Annotated in this window: 13 protein-coding genes; 2 read left to right on the top strand and 11 right to left on the bottom strand. The window is 62.5% G+C overall.

Features of this window, described 5'->3' with window-relative positions:
* Window positions 1-82 precede the first annotated feature (82 nt).
* Complete coding sequence (locus GKC30_RS04175) at window positions 83-919, top strand: rhodanese-like domain-containing protein (protein WP_155932479.1); 837 nt, start codon at window positions 83-85, stop codon at window positions 917-919.
* On the opposite strand, the gene GKC30_RS04180 is transcribed toward GKC30_RS04175, so the two are convergent.
* Genes GKC30_RS04180 through thrC form a run of 3 tightly spaced genes read right to left on the bottom strand, consistent with a single transcriptional unit; the run spans window position 916 to window position 4,078 of the window.
* The gene (locus GKC30_RS04180) at window positions 916-1,812 is read right to left on the bottom strand and encodes a DMT family transporter (RefSeq protein ID WP_155932480.1); all 897 of its coding nucleotides are present in this window, start codon (window positions 1,810-1,812) and stop codon (window positions 916-918) included. The genes GKC30_RS04175 and GKC30_RS04180 overlap by 4 nt on opposite strands.
* A gap of 59 nt (window positions 1,813-1,871) precedes the next feature.
* A complete protein-coding gene (locus GKC30_RS04185; RefSeq protein ID WP_155932481.1) occupies window positions 1,872-2,621 on the bottom strand; it encodes a TlyA family RNA methyltransferase in 750 nt (249 codons plus the stop codon).
* A gap of 8 nt (window positions 2,622-2,629) precedes the next feature.
* Complete coding sequence (gene thrC, locus GKC30_RS04190; protein ID WP_155932482.1) at window positions 2,630-4,078, bottom strand: threonine synthase; 1,449 nt, start codon at window positions 4,076-4,078, stop codon at window positions 2,630-2,632.
* A 176-nt stretch (window positions 4,079-4,254) separates the two neighbouring features.
* Between thrC and GKC30_RS04195 the strand changes: the two genes are divergently transcribed.
* Window positions 4,255-5,130 (top strand): patatin-like phospholipase family protein, encoded by an 876-nt coding sequence (locus GKC30_RS04195; protein ID WP_155932483.1) that lies wholly within the window; start codon window positions 4,255-4,257, stop codon window positions 5,128-5,130.
* Window positions 5,131-5,152: 22 nt separating this feature from the next.
* Here the strand turns inward: GKC30_RS04195 and GKC30_RS04200 are convergent, their stop codons facing one another.
* The 8 genes from GKC30_RS04200 to hisD all read right to left on the bottom strand — a co-directional run bounded on the left by GKC30_RS04200 (window position 5,153) and on the right by hisD (window position 12,001).
* Complete coding sequence (locus tag GKC30_RS04200) at window positions 5,153-5,650, bottom strand: DUF456 domain-containing protein (protein ID WP_155932484.1); 498 nt, start codon at window positions 5,648-5,650, stop codon at window positions 5,153-5,155.
* A 2-nt stretch (window positions 5,651-5,652) separates the two neighbouring features.
* Complete coding sequence (locus tag GKC30_RS04205) at window positions 5,653-6,942, bottom strand: phenylacetate--CoA ligase family protein (protein WP_155932485.1); 1,290 nt, start codon at window positions 6,940-6,942, stop codon at window positions 5,653-5,655.
* A gap of 21 nt (window positions 6,943-6,963) precedes the next feature.
* The gene (dnaB, locus tag GKC30_RS04210) at window positions 6,964-8,409 is read right to left on the bottom strand and encodes a replicative DNA helicase (protein WP_155932486.1); all 1,446 of its coding nucleotides are present in this window, start codon (window positions 8,407-8,409) and stop codon (window positions 6,964-6,966) included.
* Window positions 8,372-8,911, bottom strand: coding sequence for a 50S ribosomal protein L9 (gene rplI / locus GKC30_RS04215; protein ID WP_155932487.1), 540 nt, complete (start codon window positions 8,909-8,911; stop codon window positions 8,372-8,374). Before rplI ends, dnaB begins: the two co-directional genes overlap by 38 nt.
* 11 nt (window positions 8,912-8,922) lie before the next feature.
* Complete coding sequence (gene rpsR / locus GKC30_RS04220) at window positions 8,923-9,186, bottom strand: 30S ribosomal protein S18 (RefSeq protein WP_155932488.1); 264 nt, start codon at window positions 9,184-9,186, stop codon at window positions 8,923-8,925.
* An 11-nt stretch (window positions 9,187-9,197) separates the two neighbouring features.
* Window positions 9,198-9,488, bottom strand: coding sequence for a 30S ribosomal protein S6 (rpsF, locus tag GKC30_RS04225; protein WP_155932489.1), 291 nt, complete (start codon window positions 9,486-9,488; stop codon window positions 9,198-9,200).
* 284 nt (window positions 9,489-9,772) lie between these two features.
* Window positions 9,773-10,669 (bottom strand): phosphoribosylaminoimidazolesuccinocarboxamide synthase, encoded by an 897-nt coding sequence (locus GKC30_RS04230; RefSeq protein ID WP_155932490.1) that lies wholly within the window; start codon window positions 10,667-10,669, stop codon window positions 9,773-9,775.
* 27 nt (window positions 10,670-10,696) lie between these two features.
* Window positions 10,697-12,001 carry a histidinol dehydrogenase gene (hisD, locus tag GKC30_RS04235; RefSeq protein WP_155932491.1) on the bottom strand — a complete coding sequence of 435 codons (1,305 nt, stop codon included), beginning with the start codon at window positions 11,999-12,001 and terminating at the stop codon, window positions 10,697-10,699.
* Window positions 12,002-12,052 lie beyond the last annotated feature (51 nt).

Below are 12,052 nucleotides of genomic sequence, written 5' to 3' on the forward strand. Positions count from 1 at the left end.
TGACGGCGGATCGTCTTGTGCCTTACACTTTTCCAGCCGAATAAGGGTTTTGACCCGCTCGACATCCACCACCGGGGGAGCCATGACCAGAGCCATGAAGCTGATGAGTGTTGACGAGGCCAGGACGTTTACCGAGAGCCGCCCGCCTGATGCCTACACCCTGCTTGATGTCCGGCAGGCCTGGGAATACGGGGAATTCCATTTGCCCGGTGCGCTGCATATCCCTCTTTCCGAGCTCCTCGACAGGTTGGGGGAACTTGATCGCGACAAGCCTGTCATCACCTACTGTCTGGCCGGTGGCCGGAGCGCCGCAGCGGCTTCGCTTCTGGATGGCGAGGGATTTGCCGAGGTGTTTTCCATGCACGGAGGGGTCATGGCCTGGCGCGGGGATACGGCGTTTGGTCCTGTGGAGTTCGGAGTGATCGAGTTTTCGGGGCGGGAAACCCCGCAGGAGGTGGTTCTCAAGGCATATGCCATGGAGCACAGGCTCCAGGAATTCTATTTATTGCGCGCCGATCTGGCCGAGACCCTGGAGCGCATCGAGCTGTTCATGGAACTGGCCGGATTCGAGGATCAGCATATGGATGTCCTGTTTGGCCACTATCGGGAGATCATGGGCGAACCCATGGATCGCCGCCTGTTTGAGGAGGTGGCCCTGGCCGATCCTGGCGGCGTCAGCGAAGGCGGCGTCTCCATCCAGCATTACCTTGACGCCCTGGGCGACACCTTTGACGAGGACCAGGGAGTGCTCCAGTTCGCCTCCATGGTTGAGGCCCAGGCGCTGGACTACTACCTGCGTTGTTCCAGGCGGGCCGAAAACCCAGAGGCCAGGGAGGTTTTCGGAACCCTGGCACGGGAGGAGCGGGCGCACCTCAAGTTGCTGGCCCGGTTCATGGACATCCGGGCCCAAGAGGGTTAGGGGCGTCTCGCCGGAGCATTGACCTGTCGCCGAAGCGCCAGTGCCCGCAGATTGGGGATGACCACGCCCGCGATGATCAGGACCGTGCCGCCGATCTGGAGCAGGACCACGTTCTCGTCGAGCAGGAGTGCGGCTCCGGCCAGAGTGACCACTGGTTCGATGGATGAGAAGATCGAGGCGTAGGCGCTGCCCACCTTTTCCACTGCCATGTAGAGGAAAGCCACGGCCACCACGCCGGGCACCACGCCCAGGGAAAGGCCAAAGGCCATCCGTTCCCAGGTGGGTGTGAGCCATGCTCCGGGATCGCCCGACAGAGTGAAGGAAACCCCGGCAAACAGCATGACGTAAAAGGTCGCCGTGAGGGGTTTGATATTGCGCAGCGCCCGCTGCACCACCATGAGATAGCAGGTGAAAAAACACATGGCCCCCACGGCGTAGAGCAGTCCGGTGGGGTCCGCTTCCTTGAGGAAGGCGTCGTAAAAGACAAGGCAGCATCCGGCAACCACCAGAGCCAGGGAGCCAAACACCACCCGGGCGAGTTTTGTTCGGAAAATCAGGGCCGAGAGGAGGGTTACGGTCACCGGGTAGAAGTAGAGGATCAGGGCTGCGGTGGAGGCGGGAATGGTCTCCAGCGCCCGGACAAAGCAGGATGTCTGGAGCCAGTAGATGACCATGCCGATCAGGGCGCACCAGGCCAGCCCGGTCCGGGAGATGGCCAGCAGCGACCTGTCGCGCACAAGCAGGATCAGACCCAGAATGAGGGCGGCGATGGTGAAGCGGTACTGCATCATCTCGGCGCCTGAAAGGCCTGCGTCGTAGCCGAGCTTGACCAGCACTGCCAGTGAACCGAAGGCGGCGGCCGAGATGACCGCATAGATGAGCCCCTGGAGCATTGTCTTCCCCGATGGATTGAAAGAGTAGGGACAGGTGAGGTTTACGCCGGGTAAAAAGGTCAGGCAAGCCTTTTCAGGTAGGCGAGGTACTCCTGGTTGCCCTTGGGGCCGAGGAGGCGCGACGGGGTGACGCCGATCAGCTCAAGCTCCAGTTCGTCGCGGCAGAATCCGGTGACCATGTCCACGGTCTGCTGCCGGAGCGACTGGTCGCGCACCACGCCCTTGTCGGTCTGGCCCGGCCCTACCTCGAACTGGGGCTTGATCAGCGCCACCACTTCGCCGCCTGTCCGCAGAAACTGCATACACGCGGGCAGTACCTTGGTCAGAGATATGAAGGAGACATCGGCCACCACCACATCCACTGGCTCCGGGATCAGGTCAGGCCCTGCGTGGCGCAGGTTCGTTCGTTCCAGGTTGATCACCCGTTCGTCCCGGCGCAGCTTTTCGTGAAGCTGGCCGTAGCCCACGTCGGCCGCATATACCCGTGTCGCTCCGTGCTGCAACATGCAGTCGGTAAAGCCGCCAGTGGAAGCACCCGCGTCCAGGGCCACCTTGCCCGTGAAGTCGATGGCAAACGCCTCAATGGCCGAGAGCAGCTTGTGCGCTCCTCGGGATACAAAACGCTCGTCGCCGGGCACCACAAATTCCGCGTCTTCGTGGAATTGCTGGCCGGGCTTGGTTACGGGCACCTTCTGCCCACGATCCAGATGGTGGACCGAACCAGCCATGATCAACCGCTTGGCCTTCTCGCGGCTTTCCACCAGCCCCGACGCAGCCAGCAGATGATCGGCGCGGAATTTCTTGGGCATGACCGGGCCTATTTCTTTTCCAACCCCAGGCGTTTGACAATGGCGTCTGCCGTGGTCCGGGTGAAATCCTCGGGAGAGAGCCGGGCCTTGTCCTCGGGCGAGGCGACCAGCGCTGGGCGGTTGGACAGGGTTGTGTCTGGCGTTACCCCGAACTCGGCAGGGAAGGTGTTTTCAAAATACATGTTCTGGAAATCCACGAACTTGAGTTGGTGGGCCGTGGAGTCGAGTATGCACAACTCGTCGGGCGAGACCAGCCCCAGCTCAAGGGCGCGCTTGGCTCCGGCCAGACATTCGCCGCCCTGGGTGCAGGCGATGTGTCCGTTGCGGTTGGCCTGGATCATGGAGTCCATGATTTGCTGTTCGGTCACCTGGATGACCTGGAAGGCATCCTTGCCGCCGGAAGCTTCGAATTTTTCCGCAAAATGCCTGACCCGGGGGAAGGAGACCGGATTGCCGATCATGGCCGCCTGGGCCACGGACGGGGTCACGGTCACTGGCGTGAACTGCCGTTTGGCGGGATCGTCAACGGCGTAATAGCGATAGACCGGGTCCGCGTGGTGCGATTGGACACCAAAGATGCGCGGCAGGGTGTCGATGACGCCAAGTTCCAGGAGTTTGAGGAAACCGGCCATGATGGCCGTAATATTGCCCGCATTGCCGATGGGCACGAAGACGCACTTGCCGCGCAGGTCCCAGTCGAACCATTGGGCAAGCTCGAAGGCGTAGGACTCCTGGCCCAGGATGCGCCAGGCGTTTTTGGAGTTGAGCAGGGCAACTCGGTAGTTGTCGGCCAGATGCTCGACCACCTTCATGCAGTCGTCGAAGACTCCGGGCACCTCCAGCACCACCGCGCCGGAGCCCAACGGCTGGGCCAGTTGGGCCGCAGTGACCTTGCCCTGGGGCAGGATGACCACCGAGGTGATGGCCCCACCAACGTAGGAAGCATAGAGAGCCGCCGCCGCCGAGGTGTCGCCCGTGGAGGCGCAAACCGTGAGGATGGAATCCCAGCCATGCTTGCGCACCAGGGAGCGCAGGTAGGAAAAACCGCAGGCCATGCCCCGGTCCTTGAAGGATGCCGAGGGGTTCTGGCCATCGTTCTTGTAGGCTGTACGCAGTCCGGTGGCTGCGTTGAGGGCCGGAGACGACTCGACCACTGGGGTGTTGCCCTCGCCCAGATAGACAACGTCCTCCTCGTCCAGCACCGGGGCCATCAACTCGTAGAAGCGGAACACGCCGCGAAGCGCCGTGCGCTTGGACGCGGCCCGAGCGTCGAATATTTTGCGCCACTCTTTGCCCGAGGTCTTCTTCAACTCGGCGAAGTCGAGGTTGTCGAGCAGGAAGACGCCCCCGCACCGGGGACAGGTGTAGTACAGCTCGTCGGCAGGATACCGCTTGCCGCAGCCGAGGCAGAAGTACTCCATGCGGCCGCGATAGGTGGGGAAAAGGTCGGCGTTCATTGCGTCACCCGGTTGGGCTTGAGGTTCATGGATAGCATGAGAACGGCCCACAAGGTCGCCCAAAAGGGGACGTGGCGCAAGTCAAAAATGATTTCAGGCAAGGCGCGGCGGGCATGACTTGACGGGCAGGGGCCGAGAGCGAATACTGGCCCGGCGTCAGCAAAGGAGAAGAACACATGACGAAGAAGACCACGGTTTCGCTGGTCCTTGGCAGTGGCGGTGCCAGGGGGTTGGCCCACATCGGCGTCATACGCTGGCTCCAAGCCAACGGTTGCGATATCCGGTCCATCTCCGGCAGCTCCATGGGGGCCCTGGTGGGCGGCATCCATGCCATCGGCAAACTCGACGAGTATGAGGTCTGGGCGCGAAAGATCACCAAGGCGTCCATGCTTTCCCTGCTTGACTTTTCCATGGGCACGGCCGGGCTTTTTAAGGGGGCCAAGCTCATTGAGACGCTGAAGTCCTTGGTGGGCAACGTCCGCATCGAGCAGTTGTCCGTCTCCTATACCGCCGTGGCCTCCAACATCTCCCAGGCCAAGGAAGTGTGGTTCCGCAAGGGGCCCATTTTTGACGCCATCCGGGCGTCCATCTCCCTGCCGCTCATCTTCACCCCTTTTCGGCATGAAGGCGCGGATCTGATCGACGGCGGCATCCTCAACCCGGTACCCATCGCCCCCACCTTCAGCGACAATACGGACGTGACCATTGCGGTCAACCTCTGCGGCAGGCCGGTCAAGGGAGCGCGGCTGCCAGACCGGGACGACGACAGGCATTCTCTGCTCCCCGGCATGGTTTCCGATCTGGTTGACAAGTTCAGGAACGGCGTTGGGGGCGGCATCAACATAGGTGCCTACGACGTGCTCTCCCAGTCCTTTGACGCCATGCAGGGAACCATTGCCCGCCAGAAAATCGCGGTCTATCCGCCTGACCATCTTATTGAAATCCCCAGAAATCTTTGCCGGCTGATCGATTTTGACCGGGCCGAAGAACTCATCAATCACGGCTATGAAGCGGCACGGCAGCGGCTGTCGGGCGTCCTGCCGCTGCGTTGAGAGAAAGGGGTGAGAGAGGCCGTCAGGGCCAGATGCGGGGGATGGACAGGACCACGATGACTGCGCCCACAGCGGTCTTGGCCGTAAAGCCGAGGGCCTTTCCCACAAAGGCGCCCTTTGCAGCGTGCATGGCCTCCTGGCGGCTGCGGCCGGGCATTTCCATGACCAGACAGCCGAGATAGGCGCCACCCAGAGCGCCGGCCAGTGCGCCCAGACCAAGGAGGAAGGGGGCCCCCAGGATCGCCCCGGCCACGGCTCCGACGATGCCGCCGAGGTTGCCGCGTCCTGTGGCGCCGTAGCGACCCGCTCCCCATGCCTGGAGGCCGAATTCCAGCACCTCGGCCAGGGCGGCGGCCAAGGCCAGGGCAATGACGAAGCTCCAGTCCATGGAAGCGGGGTAGACCCATTTCCACAGTGCCACCAATCCCAGCGCCACCCAGTTGGCGGGCATGCTGAAGAGTTGCAGTATCTGGGAAAGCAGAAGCAGGAGGATGGTCAGCGTGGCCCAGAGGTATGCCAAGGTTACTCCTTGCTGCGGTTGTCCACCACTCGCACGGCCTTGCCTTCGGTCTTGGGAATGGAGTCGTGCTGCACCAGCTCCACACGCGGGGTGAGCAGGATTTCGTTGCACAGATTCTTGGCGATGCGTTTTTGCAGGGCCTGCAGGGAGCGCATGTCTTCCACGAAGAATTCGTCCTTGATCTCCACCTTGACCTTCATCTGGTCGGACACGCCTTCGGTCACCAGCTCAATGAGGTAGTTCTGGCCCACTTCGGGCATGGCCATCAGGCAGTGCTCGATCTGCATGGGATAGATATTGACGCCCTTGAGGATGATCATGTCGTCGGCCCGGCCCGCAATGCGGTCGATGCGGCGATGGGTGCGCCCGCAGGCGCACTGGCCGGGGAGGAAACGGGTCAGGTCGCGGGTGCGGTAGCGGATGATGGGCATGCCCTCGCGGGTCAGGGTGGTCATGACCAACTCGCCCACCTCGCCCTCGGCAACGTGCTCGCCGGTCTCGGGGTTGATGATTTCGGCGATGTAAGCGTCTTCCCACAGGTGCATGCCCGTCTGGTGTTCGCACTCGAAAGCCACGCCAGGGCCGTTCATCTCTGACAGGCCGTAGGAGTTGTAGGCCTTGATGTGCATCATCTCCTCGATTTTGCGCCGGGCCTCCTCGGTATGGGGCTCGGCCCCGATGAGCGCGATGCGCCAGGGCATGTCCGCCGTATCGAAACCTTCCTCGCGGACCTTCTGGGCGAAGTAGAGGGCGAAGGAGGGGATGATGTGCATGACCGTGACCTTGAAGTCGCGGATGAGCTTGATCTGCCGTTTGGTGTTGCCCGCACCCGCGGGGATGGTCAGCATTCCCAGGCGCTCGGAACCGTAGTGAATACCAAGGCCTCCGGTGAACAGACCGTAGCCGGACATGTTCTGGAGCACATCTGTCTTGCGGCAGCCGCAGGCGTACATGGAGCGGGCCATGAGGTCTGCCCAGGCATCTAGATCGCCTTGGGTGTAGAAGATGGCGGTGGGGGTGCCGGTTGTGCCGGACGAGGCGTGCAGCCGGACGAACTCCTCCTGCGGGCGGGTGAGCATGCCATAGGGATACTGGCTGCGCAGGTCGTCCTTGGTGGTGAAGGGGAGCGAGGTGATGTCGTCCGGGGTCCTGATGTCGTCGATGTTCAGCCCTGCCAGGCGCTCTCCATAGAAAGGGGACCGGGCGGCGATTGCCAGGGTCCGGCGCAGACGTTCGGTCTGAAGGCGTTCCAAAGCGGGGCGGTCGAGGGCTTCAACGGGATCGAAATACATGCGCGTTCAGTTGGGTTGGAGTTAGATCCCTTCCGGGAGTTCCGAGGGGTACGGAGTGGCGTCCATGTTCTCGAACAGGGTGAACTCCTTTTGGAAGAAGAGTTCGCATTTGCCCACCGGGCCGTTGCGCTGCTTGGCGATGATGATTTCCGCGTGGTTTTTCAGCGGGTTGTCTTCGCTCTTGTTGTAGGCTGCATCGCGGTAGAGGAAGACGATGATGTCCGCGTCCTGCTCAATGGCGCCGGATTCGCGCAGGTCGGCCATCATGGGCCGCTTGTCCGTGCGTTCCTCCACCTTGCGGTTGAGCTGGGAAAGCGCGATGACCGGCAGGTTCAGCTCCTTGGCCAGGGCCTTCATGCTCCGCGAGATCTCGGAGATTTCCTGCTCGCGTGAGTCGGTCCGGTTGCTGGCCCGCATGAGCTGGAGGTAGTCCACGATAACCAGCCCCAGGTTGTGCTCGGCCTTGAGGCGGCGGCAACGGGCCTGAAGCTCAAGGGTCGAGAGGGCGGGCGTGTCGTCAATGAAGATGGGCGCCTGGGAGAGGATGTCGGCTGCGGCGTAGAGTTTCTGCCAGTCCTGGTCGTCAAGATAGCCGGTGCGCAGGTTTTGGAGCCCCACCTTGGCCTGGACGGCCAGTAGGCGGGTCATGAGCTGCTCCATACTCATTTCAAGGGAAAAGATGACGGTGGGGGTCTCGGAACGGGCCGCGGCGCGCAGGGCCACGTTGAGGGCAAAGGCGGTCTTGCCCATGGAGGGCCGTCCGGCCATGATGATCAGGTCCGACTTCTGGAGCCCGGCAGTCATGGCGTCAAAAGTGTGGTAATGGGTGGCGATGCCCGTGATGGCCGACTTGTTCTCGTATTTCCGGGTCAGATCCTCAAAGACGCGGTCAAGCAGACGCTTGCTGTCAATCTGGTTGGCGTTGGCCTTGGCCTGGGCGATGTGGAAGATGCGCTTTTCGGATTCGCCCAGCAGTTCGTCCACGTCGCCTGCCTCGTAGCAGTCGGTGATGATGGAGCTTGAGGCGTCGATGAGGCGGCGCAGGATCGCCTTGTCCCGGACAATCTTGGCGTGGTGCAGGGCATTGGCAGCGCTGAACACCGAGTCCGCCAGTTCGAAAAGATAGACCGGGCCGCCCACGGTGTCGAGGTGGCCTGAGGACTCCAGCTGGTCCTTGACCGTGACCAGATCAATGGGCTTTTGCCGGTTGTACAGCTCGATGAAGCTCTGGAAGATGGTCCGGTGCGCCGGGGAGTAGAAGTCGTCGGCGTCGATAATATCCACCAGTTCGTGGAACATGGTGTTGGACTGGAACACGCCGCCGATAACGGCCTGTTCAGCTTCGAGGTTCTGCGGGGGGAGTTTGCGTAGGAGATCGGAAGAGGCCCTTGAAAGGGCCTCTTCCGAATGAGTGTCGTGCTGGCCCGATTTAGGCCTCTGCTGTTTCGACGTCTTCGGCGACGGCATCGGGTTCCTGGGCCGCCTCTACAGGGGCGGTCTCTTCCAGTTCATCGACGAAGGATGCGCCGTGACGGACCACGGAGAGCTTCAGTTCGCCGCGCACGTCAGGGTGGAGCTTGATCTCGACCTCGTATTCTCCCAGGGAGCGGATGGGCTCGGGCAGGATGATCTTGCGGCGGTCGATGTCGATGCCCGCGGCCTCCATGGCGTCGCCGATATTGGCCGAGGTGACGGAGCCGTAAAGCTTGTCGCCCTCACCCACACGCACCTCGATGGAGATGGGGGTGGCTGCGATGCGATCGGCCAGACCCTGGGCCTGGGCCCGGAGGGAGTCGGCGTTTTCCTGAAGTTTGCGGCGCTCAAGCTCGAAAGCCTTGAGGTTGGCGGGGGTGGCGGGCTTGGCAAGTCCCTGCGGAATCAGGTAGTTGCGGCCATAGCCGTCCTTGACGGTAACAATTTCTCCGAGCCGACCCAGGGTGTCGACATCAGCGCGTAAAATGAGTTTCATCAGTCCTCCTCCTACAGGGAGCTCCGCTTCTTCACATCGGAGCTGTGAACCGTGGTGTAGAACAGAAGGGCCATCTGACGGGCGCGCTTGATTTCGTTGGTCAACCGGCGCTGGTGTTTGGCGCAGGTGCCTGTGATGCGGCGGGCAATGATCTTGCCGCGTTCGGTCACGAAATCACGAAGAATGTCGGGGCGCTTGTAGTCCAGAGGCAGCTCCTGATCCGCGCAGAAGCGGCAGAACTTCTTCCTCGGAGTGAATTTCTTGCGAAATGACATGGTGAAGCCTCCTAGGCAGCCAGTTTGACGGTCATGAACTTGAAGATGCCGTCGGTGATGCGGATGTTGCGTTCCAGTTCCGCCACCAGGTTGCCGGAAGCGTCGTAGACCAGACGCACGTAATAACCGCGAGTCTGTTTCTGGACCGGATAGGCAAGGGTGCGCAGACCCCAGTCGTCGGTTTCGACCATGGTGCCGCCTTCGCGCTCCACGACGGTGGTGAGGAGGTCCAGGATTTCCTTCCTGTTTTCCTCGGCCAACTCGGGAGAGAGAAGCACGAGCGTCTCGTAGTTGGTAGCCATTGTGTTACTCCTTTTGGTCGTTGGCCCTCCCCAACGGCGGGGAGAGCAAGGCAAGAGGGGATGTATAGTTGCATTCACGGGCGCTGTCAAGCTTGGCGCCCCGGCTATCACTTCCTGGCGTCGGGGTCATCCGTGTCAGACTTGGCGTCCTTGGCAGGCGGCTTCCAGCCGCAGCTTGTGCCGGGGCCTCAGCCGCCGCCGAACTTTCCGCGCAGGAAGCGTCCCAGGGCCAGGCCGACGATGACCAGACCGACGAGTTGGAGCCATTCGGGCATGGTCGTCTCCTAGAGTTCGAGTCTGCCGCCAGTGAGCAGGGCATAGGCTTCCATGTATTTCTCCCGGGTGCGCGACGCGATGAGAGGCGGCACGGAGGGGGCTGGCGGCTGTTTGTTGAAGCCGATTTCCTCCAGCCAGTCGCGAAAATACTGCTTGTCGAAACTGGGCTGGGAGCGGCCCGGCGCATAGCCCTCCATCGGCCAGAACCGCGACGAGTCCGGGGTCAGCACCTCGTCGATGAGAATGAGCTGATCATCGACCATGCCAAATTCGAACTTGGTGTCCGCGATGAGGATGCCGCGCTGGCGTGCGTAGTCGCGGGCCCGGGAATAGATGGCGATGGCCAGCCCCTCGACCTTGCGCATCATTTCTTCGCCGATGAGCCCTGCGGCCTGTTCAAGGGTGATGTTCTCGTCGTGGTCGCCCAGTTCCGCCTTGGTGGACGGAGTAAAGAGCGGGGTTTCGAGCATCTCGGATTCCTTGAGCCCGGCGGGCAGGGCGTGGCCGCAAACCTGTCCGGTCTTCTGGTAGTCCTTCCAGCCCGAGCCGGTGATGAAGCCGCGCACGATGCACTCAATGGGCAGGGGTTTGGCCCGGCGGGCCAGCACGCTGCGGCCGCGCAGGGCCTCTGCATGGGCGAGCAGGGGCTCGGGAAATTCCTTCACGTCCGTGGCAATGATGTGGTTTGGCATCAGGTCGCGCATCATGTCCATCCAGAACAGGGTGATCTGGTTGAGCACCTTGCCCTTGTCCTCGATGGGGTCGGGCATGACCACGTCGAAGGCCGAGATGCGGTCCGTGGTCACGATGAGCAGGGTCTTTTCGTCGATTTCGTAGATGTCACGGACCTTGCCCCGGGAGATGCACGGAAATTCCTTGAAGTCTGTTTTCATAACGGCGGGCATGGCTCCTCCCTCTCTTAAATGTAATGACTACTTGGTGCGGCATTCCACGCTGCGTGCGTGGGCTTCGAGCCCTTCCAGGCGGGCCAGCCGGGCAATCTTGTGCCCGTGTTCGGCCACATAACCCGGAGTGGTGGCGATGATGCTCGATTTTTTGCAGAAGTTCTGCACGGACAGGGCTGAGGAAAAGCGCACGGTGCGCAGGGTGGGCAGGACGTGGTTTGGCCCGGCAAAGTAGTCGCCCACCGGCTCGGGCGAGGTGTGGCCCATGAAGATGGCTCCGGCGTGTCGGATGGCGCCGAGCACGGCCCAGGGATCGGCCAGGGCCAGCTCCAGGTGTTCGGCCGCCAGCCTGTTGACCAGATCAATGCCGGTGTCGAGGTCAGGCACGGTGATCACTGCGCCCCAGGCTTCCAGGGACTTGGCCGCGATGTCGCCGCGTGGCAGGTCGGCGCACTGGGTTACAAGCTCCCGGCCCACCGCCGCGGCCAGAGCCGTGTCCTGCGTGACCAGGATGGAGGCGGCCAGGGGGTCGTGTTCGGCCTGGGAGAGCATGTCGGCCGCCAGCCATGCGGGGTTGGCGGTGGCATCGGCCAGGATGACGATCTCGCTGGGGCCGGCCACCATGTCGATGCCCACCTGTCCAATGAGCTGGGATTTGGCCGTGGCCACGAAGATGTTGCCCGGCCCGGCCAGCACGTCGCACGGGGCGATGGTCCGGGTTCCGTATGCCAGGGCCCCGATGGCCCAGGCCGAACCGGCCAGATGGATTTCATCAATGCCCAGCAGGGCGGCGGTGCCCAGAATGTAGGGATTGAGCGTGGCGTCGGCGCGGGGCGGAGAGGTCACGGCGATGGATGCCACCCCGGCCACCTGGGCCGGGACCGCGTTCATGATCAGGCTGGAGATGAGCGGGGTTTCGCCGCCCTGGCCGCCGGGCACATAGAGGCCCACCCGGTCCACCGGGCGCACCATCTGGCCCAGCACCGTGCCGTCCGGGCTGGCGGTCCACCAGGATTTTTCCTTCTGGTTGGCGTGGAAGTCGCGCACCCGGGCGATGGATTCCTTCAGGATGGCCACATCGCTTTCGGGCAGCCGATCCAGGGCCGCGGTAATGGCTTCTGGCGGGACGCGCAGGCGGGAGGGGGCGAAATCCGGGCAGTCGAACTTGCGGGTGAAGTCAACCAGGGCGTCGTCACCCCGCTTCTTCACCTCAGCGAGGATGTCCCGGACAAGGGTGTCCACTTTCGTGTCCGGGTCCTTGCGCCGGTCGAGCCAGTCGGCGATGTCGGCCCAGTCCTGCGGGCTGGCGTATTCAATGGTTCTGCACGGCATGAAGACCTCATGTGATGGCTTTGGGCAGCGGCCCGCACCGGGGGCGGCTTT

The sequence above is a fragment of the Pseudodesulfovibrio alkaliphilus genome (assembly GCF_009729555.1).
Taxonomy (GTDB): Bacteria; Desulfobacterota; Desulfovibrionia; order Desulfovibrionales; family Desulfovibrionaceae; genus Pseudodesulfovibrio; species Pseudodesulfovibrio alkaliphilus.